The 24,478-nt window shown below is 59.0% G+C and carries 20 protein-coding genes; 10 read left to right on the top strand and 10 right to left on the bottom strand.

Annotated features, from left to right (window positions below):
• Window positions 1-25: 25 nt before the first annotated feature.
• On the bottom strand, window positions 26-472 hold the full coding sequence (locus P5703_RS00890) for a DUF1249 domain-containing protein (RefSeq protein ID WP_011914821.1): 447 nt from the start codon (window positions 470-472) through the stop codon (window positions 26-28).
• Window positions 469-1,086, bottom strand: a complete 618-nt coding sequence (locus P5703_RS00885; RefSeq protein WP_285585270.1) for an NUDIX domain-containing protein — start codon at window positions 1,084-1,086, stop codon at window positions 469-471. Before P5703_RS00885 ends, P5703_RS00890 begins: the two co-directional genes overlap by 4 nt.
• Window positions 1,087-1,301: 215 nt before the next feature.
• Here P5703_RS00885 and P5703_RS00880 point away from each other — a divergent pair, with 215 nt between their 5' ends.
• Complete coding sequence (locus P5703_RS00880) at window positions 1,302-2,039, top strand: RsiV family protein (RefSeq protein ID WP_285585269.1); 738 nt, start codon at window positions 1,302-1,304, stop codon at window positions 2,037-2,039.
• Window positions 2,040-2,064: 25 nt separating this feature from the next.
• On the opposite strand, the gene P5703_RS00875 is transcribed toward P5703_RS00880, so the two are convergent.
• From P5703_RS00875 to P5703_RS00860, 4 genes are all read right to left on the bottom strand, one after another.
• Window positions 2,065-4,056: a polysaccharide biosynthesis protein gene (locus P5703_RS00875; RefSeq protein ID WP_125865919.1), complete on the bottom strand. Its 1,992-nt coding sequence runs from the start codon at window positions 4,054-4,056 to the stop codon at window positions 2,065-2,067.
• Window positions 4,057-4,068: 12 nt separating this feature from the next.
• Entirely contained in the window at window positions 4,069-5,082 is a 1,014-nt protein-coding gene (locus P5703_RS00870; RefSeq protein ID WP_376780598.1) for an MraY family glycosyltransferase, read from the bottom strand.
• Window positions 5,082-6,032, bottom strand: coding sequence for an NAD-dependent epimerase/dehydratase family protein (locus tag P5703_RS00865; RefSeq protein ID WP_502989179.1), 951 nt, complete (start codon window positions 6,030-6,032; stop codon window positions 5,082-5,084). The genes P5703_RS00870 and P5703_RS00865 overlap by 1 nt, the downstream gene beginning before the upstream one ends.
• Window positions 6,033-6,124: 92 nt before the next feature.
• Window positions 6,125-7,546, bottom strand: coding sequence for a mannose-1-phosphate guanylyltransferase/mannose-6-phosphate isomerase (locus P5703_RS00860; protein ID WP_285585267.1), 1,422 nt, complete (start codon window positions 7,544-7,546; stop codon window positions 6,125-6,127).
• Window positions 7,547-7,707: 161 nt separating this feature from the next.
• Between P5703_RS00860 and P5703_RS00855 the strand changes: the two genes are divergently transcribed.
• The 9 genes from P5703_RS00855 to P5703_RS00815 all read left to right on the top strand — a co-directional run bounded on the left by P5703_RS00855 (window position 7,708) and on the right by P5703_RS00815 (window position 17,069).
• A complete protein-coding gene (locus P5703_RS00855) occupies window positions 7,708-8,661 on the top strand; it encodes a GDP-mannose 4,6-dehydratase (protein WP_285585266.1) in 954 nt (317 codons plus the stop codon).
• 47 nt (window positions 8,662-8,708) lie between these two features.
• Window positions 8,709-9,878: a glycosyltransferase family 4 protein gene (locus P5703_RS00850; protein ID WP_285585265.1), complete on the top strand. Its 1,170-nt coding sequence runs from the start codon at window positions 8,709-8,711 to the stop codon at window positions 9,876-9,878.
• Between the two features lie 277 nt (window positions 9,879-10,155).
• Window positions 10,156-11,157, top strand: a complete 1,002-nt coding sequence (locus tag P5703_RS00845; RefSeq protein ID WP_312953579.1) for a glycosyltransferase — start codon at window positions 10,156-10,158, stop codon at window positions 11,155-11,157.
• Window positions 11,157-12,299, top strand: a complete 1,143-nt coding sequence (locus tag P5703_RS00840; RefSeq protein WP_278400577.1) for an FAD-dependent oxidoreductase — start codon at window positions 11,157-11,159, stop codon at window positions 12,297-12,299. The genes P5703_RS00845 and P5703_RS00840 overlap by 1 nt, the downstream gene beginning before the upstream one ends.
• Before the next feature lie 4 nt (window positions 12,300-12,303).
• Window positions 12,304-13,074: an NAD-dependent epimerase/dehydratase family protein gene (locus tag P5703_RS00835; RefSeq protein WP_285585264.1), complete on the top strand. Its 771-nt coding sequence runs from the start codon at window positions 12,304-12,306 to the stop codon at window positions 13,072-13,074.
• A 17-nt stretch (window positions 13,075-13,091) separates the two neighbouring features.
• Entirely contained in the window at window positions 13,092-13,925 is an 834-nt protein-coding gene (locus P5703_RS00830) for a sugar phosphate isomerase/epimerase family protein (protein ID WP_285585263.1), read from the top strand.
• Window positions 13,922-14,278, top strand: coding sequence for a DMT family transporter (locus tag P5703_RS00825; protein ID WP_285585262.1), 357 nt, complete (start codon window positions 13,922-13,924; stop codon window positions 14,276-14,278). Before P5703_RS00830 ends, P5703_RS00825 begins: the two co-directional genes overlap by 4 nt.
• 9 nt (window positions 14,279-14,287) lie before the next feature.
• The gene (locus P5703_RS00820) at window positions 14,288-15,106 is read left to right on the top strand and encodes a glycosyltransferase family 2 protein (protein ID WP_285585261.1); all 819 of its coding nucleotides are present in this window, start codon (window positions 14,288-14,290) and stop codon (window positions 15,104-15,106) included.
• Window positions 15,096-17,069, top strand: coding sequence for a hypothetical protein (locus P5703_RS00815; RefSeq protein WP_278400586.1), 1,974 nt, complete (start codon window positions 15,096-15,098; stop codon window positions 17,067-17,069). The genes P5703_RS00820 and P5703_RS00815 overlap by 11 nt, the downstream gene beginning before the upstream one ends.
• A gap of 38 nt (window positions 17,070-17,107) precedes the next feature.
• On the opposite strand, the gene P5703_RS00810 is transcribed toward P5703_RS00815, so the two are convergent.
• Genes P5703_RS00810 through P5703_RS00795 form a run of 4 tightly spaced genes read right to left on the bottom strand, consistent with a single transcriptional unit; the run spans window position 17,108 to window position 24,428 of the window.
• Window positions 17,108-21,127, bottom strand: coding sequence for a glycosyltransferase (locus tag P5703_RS00810; RefSeq protein ID WP_285585259.1), 4,020 nt, complete (start codon window positions 21,125-21,127; stop codon window positions 17,108-17,110).
• 12 nt (window positions 21,128-21,139) lie between these two features.
• Window positions 21,140-22,423, bottom strand: a complete 1,284-nt coding sequence (locus P5703_RS00805; RefSeq protein WP_285585257.1) for a class I SAM-dependent methyltransferase — start codon at window positions 22,421-22,423, stop codon at window positions 21,140-21,142.
• Window positions 22,420-23,637, bottom strand: coding sequence for an ABC transporter ATP-binding protein (locus P5703_RS00800; protein ID WP_285585255.1), 1,218 nt, complete (start codon window positions 23,635-23,637; stop codon window positions 22,420-22,422). Before P5703_RS00800 ends, P5703_RS00805 begins: the two co-directional genes overlap by 4 nt.
• A complete protein-coding gene (locus P5703_RS00795; protein WP_285585254.1) occupies window positions 23,634-24,428 on the bottom strand; it encodes an ABC transporter permease in 795 nt (264 codons plus the stop codon). The genes P5703_RS00800 and P5703_RS00795 overlap by 4 nt, the downstream gene beginning before the upstream one ends.
• Window positions 24,429-24,478 lie beyond the last annotated feature (50 nt).

The raw sequence follows: 24,478 nt of genomic DNA, 5'->3' as shown, positions 1-24,478 counted from the left end.
GCCCATCAAGGCTGGACGCAAGGGGTCAGAGCACAGGCTCCAGCTCATGGCCGCAGGCCAGGCAGTGTCCCAACCACTCGCCGAGAAAGAGATTGAGCTGGTTCTTCTCATCAGGCTGGTGCATCTGCGCGTTGGGGTAGTGGTAGATGCCACGAAAGCGCCGCGCGTTTTCGGCACGAACCACTTCGGCCATGCGCGCGTCGTGGTAGACGCGCACTTCCATCTTCGGCACCGGCAACCAGCTCAGACAATGCTCCTGACTCACCCGCACGGTGGTGGTATAGGGGCAGCTCTCCAGTACCTCGAGCACCAGCACGCCGAGCAGCAGGTCACCCTGGCTGATCGCGATGCGCCGCGCCTCGCAACCGCTACGCATGCCCGGCAACAAACGCATCAGTCGCAGGTAGTTGGCTTCGCAGGCCGCCTGCAGTTCGAGCAGATCGACTCGGTATCGCTCGCGCGTCTTCCTCATACCCACTCCCCCCGCACCTGCTCGCGATTCAAGGCCAGCCACTGCAGTGCAATGATGCTGGCCGCATTGTCGATTCGACCGCTGGAAACAGCACCCAGTGCCTCTTCCAGCGACCAGACATGCACCCGGATGTCCTCGCCCTCTTCGGCCAGCCCGAACACACCGTCGGCCCCTTCGCTGTCGCAGCGGCCTATATAGAGGTGTACGCGCTCGTCGCTGCCCCCCGGCGAAGGGAAATAGCGTGTGACCGGCCACAAATCGGCCAGCTCCAGCCCGGCCTCTTCCACCGCTTCGCGACGGGCGACTTCATCCGGTGACTCGTCCTTGTCGATCAGCCCGGCGACCAGTTCGATCAGCCAGGGGTTGTCGACCTTGCCCAGCGCCCCGACGCGAAACTGCTCGATCAGCACCACGCGATCGCGCTGCGGATCGTAGGGCAGCACGCATGCGGCATCGTGGCGCACGAACAGTTCGCGGCTCAGCTCGTCCCCCATGGCACCACTGAACTGACGGTGGCGCAGGTGAACGCGCTCCAGCCGATAGAAACCGCTGAAGCATTGCTCTCGACGAAGGATCTGGACATCATCCGGACCGGGTTTGAAGGTCTCGCTCATGGGCACACTCAATATCGGTTTGATCCGCGCCTGGGCCGGCGGCGAATGACTGCAACCGTCACATCGTGAGCGGCTTCGCGATCATCCTAGCGCGCCATCGTCTCTGGCGCAGCCCTTTGCAGACCACCGTAACCGAAGCATACGCATCTGCCGCGTGCGCACGAACTTCACGAGCGAGCAACGATCGAAAGCGCACTGCCATGCCTGGACCAACCATGTATCCAACCGCACCCATCCGCAATCTCCTCATTATGGGCAGCCTTCTCGTGCTGCTGAACGGCTGTCAGCACTTTGTCTCGGAACCTCCTGTGAAGGTCGACCAGACGGTCACCGAGCATCGTCCTCAGGGCTGTGAGGGCGACAGCTGCCCACTGGTGAACGTCGATACTCTGACCTTTGCCGACGAACCTGAACTCAACCGCCTGATCGACGCACGGCTGCGGCGGATGACCATCAACGGCCCGGATGACCGCCTGCCCGCGTCGCTACAGGATTACCAGCAGCGCTTTCTGAGCATCGCCGAGCCAGGCTGGAGCAGCTACCTGCAGGCCAAGCTGCGCGAGCAGCACGGCGACATCCTGGTGGTCGAGTTTTCCAGCTACCTGTATGTCGGCGGCGCCCATGGCATGCCCGGGCGTGGCTTCATCAACTACGATCGCGAGCTGAACCGCGAGCTGCGCCTGGAGGACCTGCTGATTCCGGGACAGGAAGGTAACTTCTGGCGTGTCGCACGCCAGGCGCACCAGCGTTGGCTGGTGGAGAACGAACACGATCAGGACGCCGAGTTCGTGGAATTCTGGCCCTTCCAGCAGACCCCGCATATCGCGCTACTGAAAGATCAGGTGCTGCTCAAGTACGACGTCTACAGCATCGCGCCCTATTCGAGCGGGCACCCTGAACTGGTGATTCCACGCGAGGCATTGGTCGATGTGCTAGCGCCGGCCTACCGATAGACTGGCCACCAAGCCGCAGGTGCCACTATGGGCTGCCCTTTCCGTGCCGCTGGCAAAAGAGCCAATCGACAATATCGCCCTCGGGGTGATAACCATCGACCACGCCGTGCAGGACCTGCCGCACATGCGCTAAATCGTTCTGCTCCACCGCTTGCCCAAGAGCAGCGATGATGGAGCAGAACTCGCTCCATGGCATAAATCGTTCGTTCGCACGCATGATCATCGGATGCGCGGTCGGCGTCACATTTTCCCCGATCAGCAACTCCTCATACAACTTTTCTCCCGGCCGCAAGCCGGTGAACTCGATGGCGATGTCGCCTGCGGGGTTGTCAGCGTCGCGCACGGAGCAGCCGGACAGGTGGATCATTTTGCAGGCCAACTCGAGGATCTTTACCGGCTGCCCCATGTCCAGCACAAACACGTCGCCCCCTTGCCCCATGGACCCAGCCTGCAACACAAGCTGGGCAGCCTCGGGAATAGTCATGAAGTAACGGGTTATGTTGGGATGCGTGACGGTCACCGGACCACCAGCGCGGATCTGCTCGCGAAATAGCGGAATCACCGAACCGGACGACCCCAGCACATTGCCGAATCGCACCATGGTGAAGCGGGTCTGATTGACATGGTTGATACCTGCCTCGTCACCGAACAGCACAGGCGCAGCTTCGGCACTGAGCGCCTGCAGCGCCATTTCCGCGAGCCGCTTGGTACCCCCCATTACATTGGTTGGTCGCACGGCCTTATCGGTAGAAATAAGCACGAAGTTACGCACGCCTGAGCGAACCGCTGCCTGGGCGCAGTAGAGCGTGCCAAACAGGTTGTTCAGTACGCCTTCGCCGACATTGTGCTCGACCATCGGCACATGCTTGTAGGCCGCCGCGTGGTAGACGGTATCGACCTTCCAGCTCTGCATCACGTCAAGCAGTCGTTGCGAATGTCGGACCGAGCCCAGCACCGGCACCAGCTCCAAAGCTGCCCCGCGTTGCAGCGACAAGCGCTCGAGCTCAGCATGGATTTGGTACAAACCATATTCATTGTGATCAAGCAGGATGAGAACGCGGGGGGCAAGATCCAGGATCTGACGACTCAGCTCCGAGCCGATCGATCCACCGGCGCCGGTCACCAGAACCACCTTGGTGCGTATGCACGACTCAAGCAGATCGATGTTAGGTGCCACTGCGTCACGCCCTAGCAGGTCGGCGATGTCGACTTCCTGAATATCCTCGACCTTGACCCGCCCGCTTGCCAGATCCATGAACCCTGGCACAGAGCGTACATGAACAGGGTACCCCTCCAGAGCGGCGAGGATCTCGCGCCGCCGCGCTCGGCTCGCCGAAGGGATGGCAAGCAGCACTTCGCTGGCACCAGTTTCCTCGATCAGCTGATCGATGCGGCTAGGTTTATATACTTGCAGGCCGGCAATCACTCGATTGACGATGTCAGGATCGTCATCGATAAAGGCCATCGGACGCATGGAGCGGCCGGCACGCAGGGCAGCGGCCAGTTGATTACCGGCCGCACCTGCCCCGTAGATTGCCACCCGGGGCAATCCATCCTGCCGGGAAAGCGGATTAATAAGACGAACGCTGTACCAGTCGCCGAGCACGTACTGCCGCAAAAGCAGGCGCAGCCCTCCAAGCAGGATCAGGCTCAGCCACCAATAGTTGAACACCAACGAGCGCGGCACAATCGCCGGTGCTCCGCGGTACCAGTAGATGACCAGCGCCAGTAGCAGCGAAGACAGCGTGACGGCCTTCGCAATGGCCAATAGGGCGTCGTTACCCAAGTAGCGCATCACCGCGCGATACATACCAATGCGGATGAAGATTGGAACGGCGATCAGCGGCGCGGCGAGGAATAGCCAGGCATGCCCCGAGAGCGGCTCGACCTTGCTGAACGAGCCCAACCGCACGACGAAGGCTAGCCAAAGCGCCAGCCAAACCAGCACCACATCGGTCAGCACCTGCAGAAGGCGCTTGTAGCGCCGCGGCAGGTTCAGCAATCTGTCACGCAGCATCGCGGTTCTCTTTCACCTGGTTCGCTCCGGGGTGCCTGCGCCAAGCCAAATGGCGAGAGCCAGCAAGGGCAAATAGGCCACAATCAGTCCCGCTAAGCCCTCTAGCCTGCCCACGGCTACCAGCGCCGCAATCGGGCCCAGCCAGCCCAGATTGATAGCCACCACACCGAGCGTGATCGGCACATGCCGGCCGACCCGTCGCGCGGCGATCTGATACGCGTGACTGCGATGGGCCTGATGGATAGCCTCGCCCCGCTGCAGACGACGCAGCAGCGTAAAAGTTGCATCGACAACGAATACGCCAGCCAGAACCATCCAACACCACAACAGCACCGGTGCCTGCCAAGCGGCATGCAGCGCAAGTGCGCCGAAAACCAACCCAAGAAAGCCACTACCCACATCGCCCATGAAAATTCGCGCACGTGGAAAGTTCCAGAACAGGAAACCCAGCGTCGCCGCAGCAACCAGCCACTCGACCGAGGCATCACCCGGCATGCCGGCAAGCGTATAACACAGCGATGCGAGCAGGCCGAGGGTGAGCGCCTCGGCACCAGCGATGCCATCGATCCCATCCATGAAGTTGAACAGATTGAGCCCCCAGACCAGGCCCACACTCGCCAATGCAAACCCCATCGGCCCAAGGTCAAGCGTATGGCCGAATAGTGCAATTGCCGGCAACCCGCCAAGCCAGGCAACCACCCAGATGGCCGCGACAAAATGGCCAAGCAACCGCCAGCCGGCCGCAACGTGCCCATGATCGTCGACAAATCCAAGTAGCGCGACGCCGGCTCCGCCCCCTAGCACCGCCCAGGCAAGCTCCCGACCCACGGAGCCCCAAAGGAGCAAGGCTGCGATGCCAGCCAGCACGACGAGCACAATAGCCAGCCCGCCACCGCGGGGAGTGGCTATGCGATGCGAGCTGCGCGCATTCGGAATATCGATCAGCCGACGACGTTCTGCATAAATTCGAAGCCCGCCTGTCAGCGCCCAGGAAGCCAATACCGCAAGCAGGATCACCGGTTCGATCACAGGTGGCGCTCCGCAAGAAACCATCGAGCGGTGGCAGCCAATGCCTGGTCTACCGAAACCGGGGGCCGCCACTGCAGCAACTGCCGTGTCGCGGCATCATCCACCTCCAACGAGCCACACAGACGCTCGTACAAAGCAGGGCGACGGACCAGACTGGCCCCGGCCTTGAGCCATATTGGCGGCACCCCCACTAAGCGTGCCGGGCGCCCAAGCGCCCGCCCGATGCCTCTCAATAACTCGGGAGTGGACATCGGCTCGCCGTCACTGATCAGCAGCACCTGACTCGCTGCGGCAGGATGGTCCATGCAGACCACCAGCAGATCCACCAGATTGTCCAGCGCGACCAGGCTGCGCCGATTGCGAACACCACCCAGCGGCAAAGGCCATCCATGCTGCACCGCCCGAAAGAGACTCAAGAAGTTGGCTTTCACGCCTGGCCCATAGATCAACGGCGGTCGCACGATGACGATTTCCATGCCTGTCTCGGCGGCCAGGGTGCCGAGTGCCCGCTCGGCCTCCAGCTTCGACAGCGCATAGGGCTCGACCGGAGCGGCAACATCCGAAGCGGTGAAAGGCTTCACCGACGTCTGCTCACCGTTGACCTTGATGGTGCTGACAAATACGAAGCGCCGGGCGCCCAGCCGTGCGGCCTCCCGAGCCAATTCCACGGTGAGCTCGAGATTGACCTGGCGATATTCTGCAAGGGGGTCTGTTGAACGCTCCTGCAGCACATGCGCTCGACCAGCGCAGTGGACCAGGACATCCAGCTTCTCCGGGGCCGCCCCGGCGGCGAACAGACGCTCCCGCGACGCAGGCACCGGCACAACCCCGGCCGGCAGTGACGCATCGCTTCGCCGAACCCAGCCCAGCACTTCCAGGCCGGGTTGCGTGGCCAGCCGGCGCAGCAGTGCCGCTCCGACGAAACCTGAGCCGCCAGTGACCAACACCTTCTGCTTTGTAGTCAATTCCACGATTCCCTGCTGGAAGGTTCAGTCACCACCGACACCTTGCGGCGATAGAGCGGGGCACATAACAACGCTCAGTTGGCCGGAACGCGTCCATAGCGATCCTCGAAGCGCACGATATCGTCCTCACCGAGGTACGAACCGGATTGCACTTCGATCAGCTCCAGCGGCACTTTGCCCGGGTTGGAGAGCGAGTGCTTGACGCCCAAGGGAATATAGGTCGACTGATTTTCGGTCAGAATCGTCTCCTTGTCGCCACAAACCACCTTCGCCGTACCGGACACCACGATCCAGTGCTCGGCTCGATGATAGTGAAGCTGCAGCGACAGACACTCGCCGGGCAGCACCTTTATGCGTTTGACCTGATAGCGGTCGCCTTTGTCGACCGTGTCGTAATGCCCCCATGGCCGGCTCACCAGCGGATGACTTGCGAATTCTTCGCGCTGCTCAGCCTGCAATTGCTGAACGATCTGCTTGACCTGCTGGCATTTGTCGCGATGCGCCACCAGCACGGCATCCTTAGTTTCAACGACTACCAGATCGTCGACACCCACGGCCGCAACCAGGCGGTGATGCGACTGCAGCAACGAATTGCGTGTGTCGAACGTCAATACATCGCCCTGCAGGCCGTTGCCATCGGCGTTGCGCTCGCTGACGTCCCAGATTGCCGCCCAACTGCCCAGGTCGTTCCAGCCAGCATCAAGTGGCACAACCACCCCTGCATTGGTATGCTCCATGACCGCGTAATCAATCGACTCGTCATCGCAGCGGGCGAATTGCTCGGCCGGCACGTGCAGGAAATAGCTGTCTTGCTCGGAAGCCGCCAGCGCATCTCGGCACGCAGCCAGGATGTCAGGGCGATGGCGGTCAAGCTCCGCCAAAAAACGCGAGGCACGGAACATGAACATGCCGCTGTTCCAGAGGTAATTGCCGGCCGCCAGATAGTCCTTAGCAAGCTCAGCAGATGGCTTTTCCTTGAACCCGGCAATGGCGTGCCCCCCCTCTCCGAGCACATCACCACACTGGATATAGCCAAAGCCGGACTCTGCGTGAGTTGGAGTGATGCCGAAGGTTACCAGACGCCCTTCGTGGGCCTGGCCTAACGCGACTTTTATCGCCTCACGGTAGGCAGCTTCATCCTGAATATAGTGATCGGCTGCCAGCACGAGCAGAACAGGATCATTTCCCTCTGCAATGACATCGAGCGCGGCGAGCGCAATAGCTGGAGCCGTATTGCGTGCCATAGGCTCAAGAATGATGCGACGGCTCTTATGCTTTGCCAGACGCAACTGTTCTGCAACGACGAAACGATGATCCCCGTTACTTACGACCAGCGGCGCGGTGTGTTCCAACCCGTCCAAACGAGCCAACGTGCGCTGAAACATGGTGCCCTGCGCCTGGCCGTCAAGCTCCAGAAACTGCTTGGGCATACGCTGGCGCGAAAGGGGCCAGAGGCGTGTGCCGCTGCCGCCAGCAAGGATTACGGGCGTGAACATAGAAACTCCGAAAAGCCATCGATGGCAAAGCGTGTCATTATCGAAGCGCTCCGGTGACTATGCAACGCCCGGCACCCAGCCTGAGCCCGGTCCCAGTCAGCTCGCATGCCTTTGGAACGACCTGTAAACTAACCCGCACTCACGGGCCGGAGGGGAAGGTCATGCAACGCACGCTAGTCACAGGCGCAAATGGGTTCGTAGGACAGCAACTCTGCAGAACGCTGCTGGAGGACGGCCAGCATGTCATCGCGTTGACTTCCGGCACACCGGCATCGCCTGGGGCCGCCTGTCCGCAGCTGCAGTGCGACATACGCGATTCCGAGGCAGTGGCGCGTGCCATAGCACTGGCCCGCCCGACACATGTAGTACACCTGGCCGCCATCTCGAACGTACCGACAAGCTTCGCTAACCCAGAGTTGACCTGGCAGACCAACGTGCTGGGCAGCCTCAACCTGATGGAGGCGTTGCGTCTTCATGCACCCGAGGCATTTACGCTTTATGTCAGTTCCTCGGAAGTCTATGGCGCAAGCTTCAAGCAAGGGCAGGCCGTCGATGAACAGACAGCCTGCCACCCCATGAACCCTTACGCTGCCAGCAAGCTCGCTGGCGAGATAGCGGTCAACGAATATTTCCGTCAAGGCATGCGCGGCGTAATAGCGCGGCCGTTCAACCACATTGGTGAACACCAGTCTCCCAAGTTCGTGACCGCCTCTTTCGCACGTCAGATCGCCATGGCCGAAGCCGGGCTGCAGCCGCCGATCATACAAGTCGGCAACCTTGAAGCTCGCCGGGATTTTCTCGACGTCCGGGATGTGTGCAACGCGTACCTGCAATTGTTGAAACCGTTGCGCGAGAACACCGGGCCCGCACGCTGCTTCAATATTGCTTCAGGGCAAACGCACCGCATCCGCGACGTACTCGAAGCACTATTGGCAATGAGCCCGCGAGCGATAAGCATCGAACAGGACCCCAAACGCCTGCGCCCATCGGACATCCCTATCGCCACCGGAAACAGCATGGCCATCAAGCAAGCAACAGGCTGGCAACCGACAACGCCGTTGCACGAGACTCTGGAAAGGCTTCTGCATTACTGGCGCGCGCAGTTCGCTCTTTAACCAATACCGTCTAAGCGCTCACGCCAAGCGCACCCAGGTAACAATCATTGAAACTGTTGATCAACACCGAGTCACTACTGCCGCCCATTACCGGAATTGGCACCTATACGCAGAACCTGCTTGAACAATTTGTAGCGATGCAAGCACTTGAAACCATCGAGTGCTTCTCCGGGCACCACTTCACCTCAGCTACTCAGGCCCTGCAACAATGCGGCGACAGCATAGAGCGCGCCGCACCGTTAGCATCATCGCGAGGCCATCTGGTTCAGTTTCTACGCAACTCGAGCCTGGCTTACCGCGCTCGCGAAACGCTACGCAACAGCTTGCTGCGCCTGAAGTCCGCACGCTTACGCAATTTCGTTTATCACGAGCCCAACTTCATTTTGCGTACGCACAAGGGACCATGCGTTGCCACCATCCACGATCTCTCCTTCATTCATTATCCGCACTACCACCCCCCTAAACGAGTGGCCTGGCTGACCCGTGAACTGCCGAGGACGCTGGCTCGTGCCGACTCGCTGATCACAGACTCCGAACACATCCGCAGAGAACTGATCGAACACTTCTGCGTTCGCGAGGAACGCGTACGCGCCATTCATCTCGGCGCAGCCAGCTGTTTCGCACCACGCACCGCAGAACAAACCGCGCAAGTACTGGACAAGCATCAACTCTGTCATGGCCAATATCTGCTTTTTGTCGGTACGCTTGAGCCCCGAAAGGGTATCGATACGCTTCTTAGGGCGTGGAGCAGCCTGCCGGACTCTCTCACGCAGGCGTTTCCCCTGGTAGTCGCAGGCGCACCAGGTTGGGGCAACGACACAACGCTGGCGACTATCGCTAAACTCAAACAAAGTCGCGGCTTACGTCACTTGAACTTCGTTTCCTCGGCCGACCTACCAGAGCTTTATGCCGGCGCACGGGCATTCGTCTACCCGTCTCACTACGAAGGTTTCGGCCTGCCAATATTGGAGGCCATGAGCAGCGGAGTACCAGTGATATGCACGCACGGCACATCGATGTGTGAAATAACTGGTGACACCGCACTACTCGTCGAGCGCGGCTCCGTCGAGCATCTCGTGACGCAACTTCAATGGTTACTGGAAGACGATAGCGCTTGCGAATACTTTGCCGTTAGCGGCCTCAAGCGCGCTAAACGTTTTTCCTGGGCACGCTGCGCCAGCGAGACCTTAAGCGTCTATCGACACATTAGCGCATGAGGAGTAAGGAGGTGTGACGCATATAGCAGGCCATGAGGAAAAGCACTGAGGGCGCCAGCGCCGACCAGCCTTACCGTCTTGCGGCTTGAAAGGTGTCGTTGCCCCGCCACATCCTGCACCGCAAAACCGCCGAGAATTCAAAACAAGCTCTCACCCAGCGCGGCCTGAATAGTGACCCAATGGCTCATCGCATTGAGATGCACATACTGAAATTGCGAAACAAGCCAGGCACAACGAGCGCGCCGGCACAGTACGCTGGCAAATTGGAGTAGAAACCTTGACCTATCCGATATTTTTATCCGTCGTAATGGTACTGCGCGATAGTCAGGATGCATTGGAGCAGATCCTGTCCGATGCCTGCCAGCTGTTAGGCAGGATCGCCAGTGACTACGAACTCATTATCGTGGATAACGCCTCCGAAGATTCCAGTGCCGCTGTGCTTGAACAGCTCACAGGAGAAACGGGTCTGCCGAATCTGCAAGTCTATGCTCTTACGAAGCAAGTCGATACTGACACCGCCCTGTGGGTCGGTTTAGAGAACGCGCTGGGTGATTTCGTTGCGGTTATGGATCCATTGACAGATAGCCTGGATTTCCTTCCAGACATTCTGGAAAAAGCACTTGAAGGTGCAGATGTCGTTTTTGCGAAGAATGAACGGCGAGCCGTCCAGACGTTACCCTATCGAATAGCAGAGGACGCTTTCAATTGGCTGTATCGACACTTGGGAGGCATTCATCTAAGTAACGAAGCGCCGCAATACCGAGTGCTGAGTAAAAAAGTCATTAATTTTATCGTGAGGCATCCACGGCCATCTGTTACCTATCGACATCTTCCTGCGACGGGAGGCTTCAGCAAGGCCATTCTTAGCTATGACGCTCCGGCCAGGGCAATTCAAAAAAAACGGCTCTCAGACAGTATCGAAAAAGGCGTTCAACTACTTGCGTCAACAACACGCACGCCTATGCGCTTGGTCACCGGCCTCTCTCTTTTCGGAGCGGCAGCCAATCTTCTCTATTCCATCTATGTAGTTTTGATCGCCATATTTAAAACGAATATTGCTCCTGGCTGGGTAAGTCTGTCACTGCAACAGTCCGGAATGTTTTTTCTAATATCTCTCGTGTTGCTCGTGTTAGGTGAGTACATATTAAATATGGCTAGCCTATCTAATGAAGGCCCCACATATCACATCGCACAGGAGTTCACCAGCGCCAAGCTCACTCGCCAGGAAAAGCTCAATATTACCGAGTCGCGAGAACCTGGCATCGAGGGCGCTCGATAGTGGACTCGCGCCATACAGATTTTGATGCTGTAGTCATTGGTGCCGGCTTTTACGGCAGCGTCATAGCGTCCTATCTGGCTGACCAGCGTGGACTAAAACGCGTTCTGATTCTGGAGCGAGAGAACAGTATTCTGAGTCGCGCATCGCTTAATAACCAGGCGCGAGTGCATAATGGCTACCATTATCCACGTAGTTTCACGACTGCCTATCGCAGCAGAGTAAATCTCCCGCGCTTTGTTCGAGACTGGCCTCAGGCGGTAAAAAAGGACTTTATCAAGCTCTACGCTATAGCGAGACGCAATTCGAAGGTAACGGCCCGTCAGTTCGAACGGTTTTGCGGTGAGATTGGTGCGAGAATCACACCCGCCTCGCCAGCGCTGCAGAGTATGTTTGAAAAAAGCCTCATCGAAAGCGTATACGAAGTTGATGAGTATGCATTCGACTCTACCCAACTAAAATATTGGGCTCTTTCTCAATTCAAACAACTTGGAATTGTTCTGCGTTCGTCTTGTACTGCCAAAAGCGTAACCCGAGAGCCTGAAAACCTAAGGGTGCTTGTAGAAAGCCATGGCCTCGAGGAAGTCGTGACGAGCCGCTATGTGTTCAATTGTACATACAGCGGCTTGAACCAGCTCTCCGGGGATTTTTCTGATCTGCAGGTCGAACTTAAGCACGAGCTCACGGAAATGTGCCTTATCAAACCCCCGCCGCAGCTGACGCATGTCGGGATCACCGTGATGGATGGCCCATTTTTTTCCTGCATGCCATTTCCCTCACGCGAGCTGCACAGCCTTTCACATGTTCGCTACACGCCGCACCTCAGCTGGAAAGACAAGAAGCATCTGGACCCCTACCAAAAGATAAATAGCCATCGGGCTGAAAGCCGGGCAAGCCGAATTCTGCGCGACTCCAGCCGCTACATTCCGCTGCTCAACGACTCTGTTTATATCGACTCGCTGCTGGAAGTTAAAACAGTGCTTTCCAGAAGTGAAGGAGATGATGGCAGGCCCATTCTTTTCGAAAAATCACATAACCTGCCCGGCTGCTTTTCAATTCTGGGCGGCAAGATAGACAATATCTATGACATTCTTGAAAAGCTGGACTCCGAGCCAATCCAGGCCAGCTATCAATCGTCAAGGTGAACATATGACAAACGCACTCATTGGCTACAGCGGTTTTGTAGGCAGCACCCTGCTGAAGCAAACGGCATTTGACAAGCTGTATCGGTCCAACAATATCCATGAAATAGCCGGACAGACCTTTGACATGGTGGTGTGCGCTGGCGCGCCCGCACAAAAGTGGAAGGCCAACCAAGCCCCCGAGCATGATCGGCAAGTCATAGATAACCTGATCAGCCGCTTGAAGACCATTGCTTGCGAAAGGTTCGTTCTCATTAGCACCGTTGACGTATTCAAATCCCCGTTAGCGGTCGACGAACGCAGCGAAATCGATACTGACAACCTACATCCCTACGGACTTCATCGGCGTCAACTGGAAAATTTTGTGTTACGCCACTTCGACAGACCGACGATCATACGGCTGCCGGGCCTGGTAGGACCGGGGTTGCGGAAAAACGCGATCTACGACCTGCTCAACAACAATGACTGTACTAAAATCGACAGTCGCGCCGCCTTTCAATTCTACCCAATGGTCAACTTGTGGTCGGACATACAGACCACCCTGCAGGCCCGTCTGGATGTAGTGCATCTGGCTTCGGAGCCGGTCACCGTTGGTGAAATTGCCGACCAGGGTTTCGGCTTCACCTTTGAGAACGTTCTACCGCAGCCGCCAGCACAATATGACATGCGCAGCGTCCATGCCCGGCATTTTGGCCAGGCCGGCAACTATCAGTACAGCAAGCGTGAAGTCCTGCTTGCGGTCAGGGCATATGCTCAGTCAGAGCCCCTTCACCATTGAACTAGGCGGAAGATCACTTGAAACTTTCCATATCCAATATCGCCTGGGACATCGAGCATGACGCCTCGGTTGCCAACTTACTGAACAGCTTGTCCGTTCAGGCCATCGACATCGCGCCCGGGAAATATTTTCCCGTCCCGCAAGCGACCACGTCAGGCGAAATGCACAGGGTCAGAAGCTGGTGGGCGGATCACGGCATCCAAATCATCGGAATGCAGTCACTTCTGTTTGGCACCGTTGGACTAAACATATTTGGCTCAGCGGAAGTTCAAAAGAGGATGCTCTGCCACCTGACTGACATCTGCCGAATCGCCAGCGGTCTGGGCGTCACCTGGTTGGTATTCGGCTCGCCTAAAAACAGAGACCTTAGCGGCCTATGCCGCGCAGAAGCGGGTGATCGCAGCGTGGCCTTCTTCCGCCAACTGGGGCAGGTAGCCCACGACCAGGGCGTAGAGATATGCCTTGAGCCAAATCCTGAATGTTATGGTGCAAACTTCATGACCACCGCCCGCGAAACGCTGGAAGTGGTAAAAGCCGTGGCGCATCCTGCAATAAAAATGCAGTTCGACACAGGAGCGATGACGATTACCGGGGAAGATCCTGTTGCGCTTCTTACCGATGGGGCTGACCTGATTGCCCATGTACACGCGAGCGAGCCGGAGTTAGTACCAATAGGCACTGGCACAACGGATCATCGACAGATGGCTGAGGCCTTAGAGCGATACCTGCCGGAGCGCTTTGTCACTGTCGAGATGCTAAACAAGGGCGGTGAAGTCATTCCCACCTTGAGCAATGCCTTGAATACGGTCCGGCAATACTACGGAATTCGTAACGGGCACCATGGCCTATGAAATGGCTGATTCTTTTTCTCGGTATTATTTCCAATGCATGCGCCAGCGTACTGATCAAACTGGCGGTCATGCCTCCCAGAAAACCGCCTTCGATCTTTGAACTGCCGGAGCTTTGGCGCAATTGGCCGTTTTGGTTGGGGCTCTTTCTCTATGGCTCCGCTTTTCTTCTATATACGGTGGCGCTGTCGCGCTTTCCGCTGAATGTTGCCCATCCGGTGCTGACTGCCGGCGCCATCGGCACTGTCGCCATTTTTTCCGTAGTTGCATTCCACGAACCATTCACCTGGACTACCGCTGCAGGGATAGCCCTGATTGTCTTCGGTGTGATCTTGTTAACTTCGCGCGTGGTTTAGGGCCAAGAAATGTCTGTTGAAACCGTTTCATCGAACGAGTGGCAAGTACCCGCTTATATAAAAAACGTATGGGCAGCGCGATCAGGTCCCTGGTGCGTAGTTATTCCCGTCATTAATGAGGGTGACCGGATAAAGCGCCTGCTTGAAAGAATGAATGTTGCTGGAGTTCATACGCTCGCAGACATTATCATCGTTGATGGAGGCAGTACCGATGGCTCGCTGGTGCCTGCCCAACTCCAGCAGTTAGGGGTGGCGGCTCTACTGGTCAAGACCGGTGTCGGCAGGCTCAGCGCTCAACTACGCTGCGCATACGCATTTGCGATGAACAGCGGCTATGAGGGCATCATCACAATAGACGGGAACGACAAGGATGACCCTGCCGCCATTCCTAGCTTTATCGCAGCTCTTGAGCAGGGCGTGGATTTTATCCAAGGGTCACGCTTCATCGCGGGCGGCGAAGCCATAAATACTCCGCTCGTCAGACATGTTGCCATTCGTCTCCTGCATGCACCGCTGCTGGCGCTGTTCTCCGGTTACAAGTGGACTGATACTACGCAGGGGTTTCGCGGCTATAGCAGAAAGATGCTGCTTGATCCGCGGGTCGCACCGTTTCGGGAAATATTCACTGAATATGAACTGCTGGCGTATTTATCCTACCGAGCACCCAGGCTTGGCTTCGACTGCCTCGAGCTTCCGTCTACAAGGCGATATCCGCCCGGCAAGCCTCCGACCAAGATCAGTTTCGTCAGAGGAAACGTGAAGGTATTCAAAACCTTAATCAAAGCCTGCCTCGGGCAGTACAATCCAAGCGGCCCGCATGATCAATAAAATGTTCCTCAAGCGCCGGCCGGCGAACAAGGCATATATCGGCTTTGCTGCGATAGCGCTTGCTTATGCCCTCTTGTTGCACCATCAACTTGGCATGGACGCCTTTTATGACACGGCCAACTATCACATTTACATAGGCTGGGCTGCCTCAAGGCTTTCGTCATATGTATATGGCGCCGTTGCGCAATACCATACCTATCTCAACCCGCTGCTGGATGTCGTCAACTTCACGCTGTTCAGCCTACACCCGTTGGTGGGGGCGACCTATCATGCGCTGGCTTTCGCCTTACTGCTCTGCACGGTATTTGCAATTGCCAACCGTGTAACAGGCGTGGGCGGGGAAGAACGGCCGCTTCTTGCCGGCGCTGCAGTAGCTATCGGCGCGACTGCCGCCATGACGGTGTCGCTCTACGGTTCCTTCACCAACGAGCATCTCGTCGCGCTGGTTTTCATGCCGGCGTTGTGGCTGGTTCTCTGCTATCTCGATGGCGGCCCGCCGCGCTGTCTTTTTCTCGCCGGGCTTCTTTCCGGATTCGCCGTTGGGCTGAAGCTGACGGCGGCGCCTCTGATGGCAAGCCTGCTGCTCAGCGTCTTCATCATCAAACCCTCCGCTATTCGCGGATGGTTCCTTGCCGGCGTTTTTGCCGGCGTTGGCGTACTGCTGGGCGACGGCCTGTTCATGCTGTTGCGATGGGATCTTACTGGCAATCCGATATTTCCATTGGCGAACAACATATTTCAGTCGACGCTATACCCCAGCCAATGGGTTTCCTTTGGCGAGTTTCGCATGGCAGAACTGCCGCAGTACCTAGCGCTGCCCTTTCACTGGCTGAGCAACGGAACGTACTCGGAAGTCGACACCGTGCGTGACGGGCGCCTGCTGCTTGCCTATAGCGGTCTGTTCAGCTTCTGTGTCGGCCTGGTCCTGCATAAGCAAAAGCCGACGCGCAAAGAGTTGTTCCTCATCCTGTTTTTTGTCTTGTCCTGGGCATTATGGATCGCTCTGTTCAGGATCTATCGCTATCTGGTAGTGCTCGAACTGCTCAGCGGCATCATTTTTTTGCTTGGTCTCAACAGACTTTTGCCTGGGAAGTCGATCACGGTTCCGGCCGTCATTCTTCCGCTGGCTTGCTTGTTCCTCTACGTCACCACGGTTTATCCCAACTGGGGACGCCGCCCATGGAGCAGCGAGTTCAGCCAGACCGATATACATGAAAGATTGAGCAAAGGCGCGACTGTCCTGTTTGCTGAAAACCGTACCTCTTTCTTGGCACCTGAACTGCATGCACTAGGGGTGAATTTCGGCAATCTGCTCTCGCAGCCCTGGTATGACGCTGATCGCCAGAGAAATCCAATCGATCCCAAGGCAACGGCGATCGATTCCGGTCAGCCGTTATACTTCGTGCAATATACGGAGACGGATCTCAGGGAGCACAGCCCCACACTCAGCGCGATGTTCGGTACGCGCCTGTTCGTATGTGAGGATATCCAGACCAACATGAACCTGAATCCGAAGTTATGCGCTTACCTCAGCGCCGAACAACTACCGCGCCTGGAGCCAGGCAAGCGCTATGATTTCCGCAGCCAAAGCATCACGTTCGTATCCGGCTGGTCATACCCCGAGCAGACGCATCGCTGGAGCAATGACAAAGAGGCGGTGCTGGAATTCAGGCTCACCAGCGACGCCTTCACGGAGTGCGCTAAGCCTGCCGCATCACTATCGGGCTTTAGTATTGATGAACAGCGCGTTGCCATCGCTACCCCCACGCGCGAGCGTATGTTCCGCACCGTGCAAGGGCCGTTCGAGATCGCCATACCGCTAAGCCTGGAAGGCGCTGACTGGCTTGCCCCACTGCAGATCAGGCTGGAACTGCCGGATGCCCACCCGCCCAGCCCCTCGGACCAGCGGCTGCTAGGGATAGCCCTTCAAGGCATAGGCCTGCAGTGTGACCAGCCGCAATAGCGCCGGAAACCGCGCAAGGCTTCCGGCGGATATCGAGGCTACGCCTGATTCACCAACGCCTTACAGGCCGCGGTGAACTGCCGGCCGACTTCGCTCCAATGATAATGCTGCAGCTGCTTCGCACCTTCAGCGGCCAGCTGAGCGCCCAGGCCGGGCTCCTGAAGCAATCTGAGCAGGGCCGGCTTGAGCCCCAGACCATCGACCAGCAGCGCATTGACACCATCGACGGCCATATCCTGGAACGCCGCGCATTGCTCATTAGCCACCACCGGCTTTCCGGCCATCCAGGCCTCAAGCAGCACGATGCCGAAGCTCTCGCTGTCGCTCATGTTGACCAGCGCCACGCAAGACAACAGCGCGCCACGCACTACCTCTCGCGGCTGGCGGCCCAGATAGCTGGCGTAAGGCGCCTTCACCGGTAGCCCGTCATCATCGGGGCCGATCAGAACCACGTTGAGTTTGGCCTCGGCCTGAAGCCTGCCCACAGCATCGATGATTTTTTGATAACCCTTGGCTCCGGCCTTGCGCCCCAGCACCAAGACGAAGGGCTCGTCACTAGGATAAAGCTCCTTGAAAGCCTGCCTGTCTGCATGCGTGAAGGTCTCATCAGGATCTATACCCGCAGGCAAATACTCCACATGGCAGCCTTTTCGCTCGAAGAACTTGCAGGCCGCCCGGGGCGCTGCCATGACCAGACTCGCCTCCAGCGCGCAGCCAGTCACGTCCGGGAAGTGGTAGTAGTCATCATCAAGATGCGCATGCGGAATCAGAATACTGGGCACCGAGCAACGACGCGCATGTTCGATCGCCGCGATGGCCGGTCGAAACACGCTGTTATGGGTAACGACCAGGTCGTACTTACCCACATTCGCCTCAAGAAAGCTTTCAAGCGCTGCCGACCATGGCCCGCGGAGGTCAGTAAGGCGCAGATGCGCCGCATTCCGGGTCAGGCGAGCGGCCTCATCGAGGATATCGAAGCCGCCGGCGGCCCGCTTTCCGGCCGTTTGGCAAATGGGCGAAAGGCTCAGGTCTAGCGCTTCGCCGCCAAGGGTTATGGCCCGCGCAAGAAAAGCGAGCGGCCTAGGGTCGCCGGTCATTTCAGCAGCCGAAGAAAACAGCTCGACCATGCCGGCAGGTGCATCGAAGCGGATGCTGAACCGTCCCGAGACCTGCTCGTTATAGAGTTGCTGGCCATTGGCATCCTGTACCAGCAATGCAACGGGAACGGGCGCCTCACCCTCGATGCACACTTCACCAGCGCTGCCCAGATGCAGGCCGGCCGAACTGAAGGCCCATGGCGAAACCTGCCCGCCACCATCCTCGCCGGGACTCCAGCCCCAGGCCAGCGCGCTCTGCGTGCATTGCGCAGCCACCGCCGCATATACACTGCGCTCAAAAGCGCACTGCAACCGCCAAGCCCGAGCCAGACGGCCATCGCTGTTCGCCGGCGGCGCATCGACTTCGAAACGGGCGAAGCGCGTATGTTGCAGCCCGACGAAGGCCCGGGTAGCTGCCTCGAAGCCATATGTCTCCGCGAAGCGCCCCACATTGCTCATCGAGCTCACGGCAGTAGCCACAACATCCACCTCGAAACAGCCGCTGCTGTCCAGCGAGCGCAGCAACTGTTCGCACATCACCTCAGCCCCACCTAGCGCCGGAGCCGTGTAGCGGTAGGTGACGAAGAGAACGCGCTTGCGTGGCAATTCAAGCGCCTGAAGAAAGCGTGAATACTCTTCACCCAGCGCGCGCATCGACAAACACTCATCGAACAGCCTGCGGCGCTCGTGCCGGCCTTGCTCACCCTGGCGCTCCAGGCGCTCCAGCGCAGTACGCAACGCAGGGGCAAAACCCTCAAGCTCGGTGACCACGACATGTGGCTGGATAGCTGCCGGATAGCCACGCTGTCCGAACTCGGTCGTAATGGTGAACAGGCCGTTGGCGAAGAAGTCGGCCAGTTTTACGTTTGAGCCGCTACCTGAAGACATCGGATTGAGCGCCAGCGTGCACGATTGCATCACCGCCGCCTTGCGTTGTTCATCAAGCACTCCCCACAACCTCACATTGCCGCGCGAGCTTTCGCCAACCGAGCTGCAGACTGAGCCGATCAGATGGAACTGCACGTCCGGGCACAGCGCCGCCAGGCGCTGGATGATGAAGCGAGCCGCTTCGGCATTTGGCGGATGGGCCGACCCCAGGAAAACGGCCGAGCGGGGCCAGATCTGCCGTTGAATCTCCTGCAGCACCTCGTGCTCCGGCACTGCAGGGGCTTCGGCGCCATTGCGCACTACCACCAGCGGCCCCGCAGTCCTGACGCCGATGGAAAGCGAAGCTGCGTCCTCCTCGGAAACCGCAATAACCGCAGCAGCCTGCTCCACCGCGCGCTGCTCCATTTGCCGGACCACCGGAATCAATGGCCGCAGCACTTCGTATGGTTCGAACAGGCGGGCCTTCAACAGGGTTTCGCTGTTCTGCGACGAATAAACGAACCGATCACCATACAGCGCCGGAACGCCCGCCATGTACGGATGCTCAGCAACAATCACCCTGGCGTGCGGCTTGATGGCGAGATAAACGGCCAGCAACAGCGTATTCCGGGTCGCCTGCTGCCCTGCCACGACGTCGTCCACTGCCACGGGCGACAATGCGTTTTGCCGCATCAGTTCAGCCTGATGCTCCGGCGTGCGCGGTATAGATATCACCGTGATACCAGGCTCGAAGGTCTCGATACCCAGCGCATCGCTGCCAGAAAAACAGATAAACACCACCGGTTCCCACTGCGCCACGGCGGCGTACAACCCCCGGGTGCGTGTTGCGCCGCCGCCAATGGAGGTAAACGAGTTATAGTCGTTCAGCACCAGCACGGCGCGAGGCGCCTCATTAGCGACGCGCTCACAGGCCTGCTCACAGTATTCGGTGACCGGGTGTGTGATGTTGTCCCAGGTGTAACGCTCGCCAACCAGTTTTTGCCCGGCAGAGCCGATGTGCTGCCATTGCGCATACTGCTCGCGCCATCGCCCCAGCAGCTTAGCGAATTGCTCCACTGGCGCCAGCAGGCAGTGCTCGCCGTCAACCGCCTCGACGCCGCGCATGCCGGTCGGCGTCGACAATACCGGTAGCCCGTAGCTGAAATAGTCAAACACCTTAACGTTCGAGCCACTGCCGGACATCATCGGATTGAGCGCGATGTCGGCGCCGGCCAGCAGCTCTGCCTTGCGCTGGGTGGAAACCAGGCCATGGCGCACCACATTGTCCGGGTATCGTCCCTCCGGCAAACAGCTACCGAGAATATCGAAGACTATATCCGGCAGGCTGGGCGCCAGCGTCTGCGCCACGAACAGCGCAGCCTCAACGTTCGGAGCATGGGCGCTGCCCATGAACACCGCGCGAAACGCATCCGGTGCACCCCCGGCACGCCTATGCGGCGGGGTCGCCTGGGCCAGCACGCCGTTAGGCACGAACAACGTGTCAAAAGAGGCGCCGGGCGCCACATCCGCGAAGCCTGCAAGGTCGGCCTCGTTACAATACAGCACGCAGTCGGCTACCTGCAGCAGGCGGCGCTCCGCTTTCTCCACCCGCGCATGCACCGGTGCCGACCGGGCATCGGGATGCAGCGCCCGGTACAGCTCGGTTTCGCAGTTATAGGCGTTATAGATCCGGACCTTGCCATCCACCCCAGCGAACAGATCGTAATCGACCGTGAAAGGCGAGTCGTGGATGATCACGTCCGCCCCGGCGTACTCTTCCAGATAAGCCTTGTGCAGCAGCGACACCGTAGAGGCCGCCTGGGCGAGGCAGGGCCCCGACATATCGGCTTCGCCGGCATAAGGCTGCAACTGCATCCAGGCCTGGGCGAAGCCGTCGTCCTTGGCAATGCGGCGCTCCAGAAAATTCGCACCATGGATGATGCGCTCCTCACCGACACCCCTGTGCCCGGAGGACAGCAGGACGACATCATGATAACGGCTCAGCGAACGATAGAAGTTGAACAGACGGGTTTCGCCACCGCTGGTACAGGGCACGAACGCAGGAAAAAAGCTGAATACCAAAATCTTTTTCACGAGCATCAAACCTTATTGCTGGCTGAACCAGGATTCCAGCGGGCTCTTGCGCTCCGCCTGATGGCCGATGCGCTGGCCCAGCGCGAGCGGTGCCAGCCCATCGTCGTCGCACGGCATGCCGAAAAGCTCGGAGGCATCCGCCTTGCTCCGCGCGAAAAGGCCCTGCAGGCGATGGTCCAGATAGCGGAACCGACGCAGCCGAGCCTTCAGCCAGGGATACTTGCGCACTATCGGCAGCAACCGCGAGCGCATACCCAGCAACGCGCGCGCCATAACGGGTCGTACTCGCCCCGCAGCGCCCAGCCGTGGTCGTGGTCGTGGTCGTGGTCGTGGTATGGAGATGCGTACCTGCCGGACCTTTCGTGCCAGCAACACGGCCCTACGCAGCGGGCCGGTGATGCGCCACGACATACTTTGCAGCATCGCCTGCCGCTGCTCAAGCGCCTGGTCACGCTCGCGTTCCAGGCGCGCGATGCGCTCTTGCGCCTGCGCCAGGGGCGCCGCCACCACCTGTTCGAGCTGCATCACCAGCATCTGGTTGATCCGGTGATCGACGCTGGCGTCGTACTTGCGGGCCAGCGTGTCCAGCGCCACCCCATAGTGCCGCGAGAAGGCCTCATCCAGCGCCGCCATCTGCTCTTCCGGGGCCTGCTTCTGGGCCACGATGGCGTAGTCGGGGCTTGCTCCGGTCAGCACATCGAGCACGCCGATCTCTTCCCGCGCGAGCAGCTGCGGGTCTTCCTGCAGACGGATCACCCGCGTGCGGGCAAAGCCGGAAAACTCCGCCATGAAGCTCAGCAACTGGTGCGGCAAGGGGCGTTCGTGGGTGGGGTCGAGATAGAAACTACTGCCGGCAACCACGATGTTCTCTGGGTTTGGCGTTTCCAGAATCAGGATGCCGCCCGGCCGCAATGCCCGCAGCGCCTCGGAAATCAGCACCTGAGCACTCTCGAACGGAATGTGTTCGACGATATGAAAGCCCGACACCAGCGCCTGGCTGTCATCGTCCAGCGCCTGCAGCGCGGCAATCGCCTCCCCCTTCTCAGCGGGCAGTCCCAGCGCCTCGCAGGCTTCGAGCATGCCCGCATCAAGGTCGACGCCCCTGGCGGCGAAACCGTTCTCCAGCAGTACTTCCAGCCATTCGCCCCGGCCACAGCCAAGGTCGAGCGCCAAGGGCGGCTGCGTGGTGTCGGCCAAGGGCTTGAGAAACGGCAGATAGGCCTGCTGCCGCGCCTTGATCATCTCGCGCGAGCCGCGATAGCGCTCTTCGAAGGCGCGGTAGAAAGAATCGCTCATCTGATGCACTCCACTTTCGGAGGCATCCAGGCCGTTCCCACGAACTGAGGTTTGTCGAGATTCACGACACTGAATACCAGCGCAAGATCGCGCCATTCATAGTTCTTCGCAACATGACTTTCCGAGGCATGCAGGGCGAGCGCGACCGAATACGAACCCACCCCAAGCGCGGCGTTGAACGCAAAGCGGTATTCGACCGTCTCGCCGGCCTGCAGATCGCGCTGGGTGTGCTGCAGGTAACTTGTGTTGGTGCCATAGACTGCCTGCCCATAGCGGTCCTTGATCACATAGCCGACCACCAGCTCGGGAATATCGCGCTCGACGCTGGCGCAGATGCGCAGTGTCACCGACTCACCCACGGCCAGGGTATCCACCGGTTCGCCGCGTGCGTTGCACAGCGTCACGCTCTCGATGCGCGCCTCGCCGCTACCGGAGCGAGTCTGCATGCTGCCATCGTCCAGTTGCGAGACCTGCACGGTCGCCTGCTCCTTGTCAGCTATCAGCGCATTGTAATAGTCCATCACCTCCTCCGGCGGACCGTCACGCAGCACTCGCCCCGCCTCCAGCAGAATCGCACGGTCGCACAATGACAGGATGGAGTCCCGGTCATGGGAGACAATCAGCAGCGTCGTGCCCTGCTGGCGGAACTCGCGGATGCGCTCGAAGCACTTGTGCTGGAAGTACAGATCACCCACCGACAAGGCCTCGTCGACAATCAGGATTTCCGGGCGAAAGGCCGTCGCCACCGCGAACGCCACCCGCACTTGCATGCCGCTGGAATACATACGCACCGGCTGATCAAAATAGCGACCGATCTCGGCGAACGCCTCGATCTGCTCGATCACGCCATCGATCTGTTCGACCGTGAAGCCCATCAGCCCGGCAGCGTGATAGGCGTTCTGCCGCCCACTCAACTCGGCGCTGAAGCCCATCCCCAATTCAAGGATCGCCGCAATCCGGCCATTGATGGTAACCGCGCCCTCGGTGGGCTGCAGCGTACCGGCAATCAGCTTGAGCAGCGTGGATTTGCCCGCGCCATTCTGCCCCACCAGCCCAACCGCTTCGCCAGGCTCAATGGCGAAACTCACCTCGCGCAGCACCCAGTTTTCCTTGCGAGCACGAATCGACATACCGAACCAGCTCGCCACCCGATGCAGCTCCGAGGCATAGCTGCGGTAGGCCTTGCCCAGTTGCGTCACAGTCAACAGGCTCATAGCACATCCACCATTTCCGGTGCCGCACGGCGGAACATGAATAGGCCCAGTCCCATCAGCAGCAGCCCCACCAGGCACAGCAGCAACACATGCTGTCCATCCGGTGCGCGCCCGTAGACCAGCACCTCATGGTAGGCATTGACGATGGGAAACATCGGGTTGAACGCCAACGCGCCCCGATAGGCCTCCGGGATGATATTCACCGGATATATGATCGGCGTGAACCAGAACCACATCTGCAACAGGATCGGCACCACCTGCCCGATGTCGCGCACGAACACGTTCAGGATGCCCAGGATCAGGCCGATCCCAAGTGCGATCACCATGCACGCCAATGTCAGCGGCGCCAGCCACAGCATCTGTACGTGGGGCAACTGCCCCAGCAGGGCGAATACCAGCAGCAGCGCCAGCAACAGCAACAGGTTATTCAGCAGGCTGGACCCCATCACGATCACTGGCAGGGTGATGCGTGGAAAACGCATCTTCTTCATCAGCGAGCCCTGCTCGATAAACAGGGTCAGGCAGCGCGTGACAATCTCCGAAAACAGCGACCAGGCCAGGATGCCGGCCAGCAGGTATTGCGCATAGCCGTACTTGCTCTCGATGCCTGGCAGCCGTGCGGCTAGCACGTTCGACAGCACCAGCGCATAAATTGCTACCTGGGCCAATGGATGGATGATCATCCACAACCCGCCCAGCCGGCTGCGCGCAAAGCGCGAAACAAACTCGTTGCGGATGGAGGACACGATAAAGCCCCGGTACGCCCAGAGACTCTTCAACAAAGCAAGCATATTGACTCCTACGACCCGCCTGGCAGGCGGTCGGCAATCATACGACGATG

This window comes from Stutzerimonas sp. FeSN7, from assembly GCF_030263795.1.
GTDB lineage: Bacteria > Pseudomonadota > Gammaproteobacteria > Pseudomonadales > Pseudomonadaceae > Stutzerimonas > Stutzerimonas stutzeri.
Note: the sequence above shows the minus strand (reverse complement) of the source record. Positions and strands in the feature narration are given on the sequence as shown.

Excerpts from the sequence above, each read along its gene's own strand:
- P5703_RS00885 (WP_285585270.1), bottom strand. The coding sequence starts at position 1,086 with ATGAGCGAGACCTTCAAACCCGGTCCGGATGATGTCCAGATCCTTCGT.
- P5703_RS00825 (WP_285585262.1), top strand. The coding sequence starts at position 13,922 with ATGAAATGGCTGATTCTTTTTCTCGGTATTATTTCCAATGCATGCGCC.
- P5703_RS00875 (WP_125865919.1), bottom strand. The coding sequence starts at position 4,056 with ATGCTGCGTGACAGATTGCTGAACCTGCCGCGGCGCTACAAGCGCCTT.
- P5703_RS00820 (WP_285585261.1), top strand. The coding sequence starts at position 14,288 with ATGTCTGTTGAAACCGTTTCATCGAACGAGTGGCAAGTACCCGCTTAT.
- P5703_RS00855 (WP_285585266.1), top strand. The coding sequence starts at position 7,708 with ATGCAACGCACGCTAGTCACAGGCGCAAATGGGTTCGTAGGACAGCAA.
- P5703_RS00800 (WP_285585255.1), bottom strand. The coding sequence starts at position 23,637 with ATGAGCCTGTTGACTGTGACGCAACTGGGCAAGGCCTACCGCAGCTAT.
- P5703_RS00815 (WP_278400586.1), top strand. The coding sequence starts at position 15,096 with ATGATCAATAAAATGTTCCTCAAGCGCCGGCCGGCGAACAAGGCATAT.
- P5703_RS00880 (WP_285585269.1), top strand. The coding sequence starts at position 1,302 with ATGTATCCAACCGCACCCATCCGCAATCTCCTCATTATGGGCAGCCTT.
- P5703_RS00835 (WP_285585264.1), top strand. The coding sequence starts at position 12,304 with ATGACAAACGCACTCATTGGCTACAGCGGTTTTGTAGGCAGCACCCTG.
- P5703_RS00860 (WP_285585267.1), bottom strand. The coding sequence starts at position 7,546 with ATGTTCACGCCCGTAATCCTTGCTGGCGGCAGCGGCACACGCCTCTGG.
- P5703_RS00890 (WP_011914821.1), bottom strand. The coding sequence starts at position 472 with ATGAGGAAGACGCGCGAGCGATACCGAGTCGATCTGCTCGAACTGCAG.
- P5703_RS00795 (WP_285585254.1), bottom strand. The coding sequence starts at position 24,428 with ATGCTTGCTTTGTTGAAGAGTCTCTGGGCGTACCGGGGCTTTATCGTG.
- P5703_RS00805 (WP_285585257.1), bottom strand. The coding sequence starts at position 22,423 with ATGAGCGATTCTTTCTACCGCGCCTTCGAAGAGCGCTATCGCGGCTCG.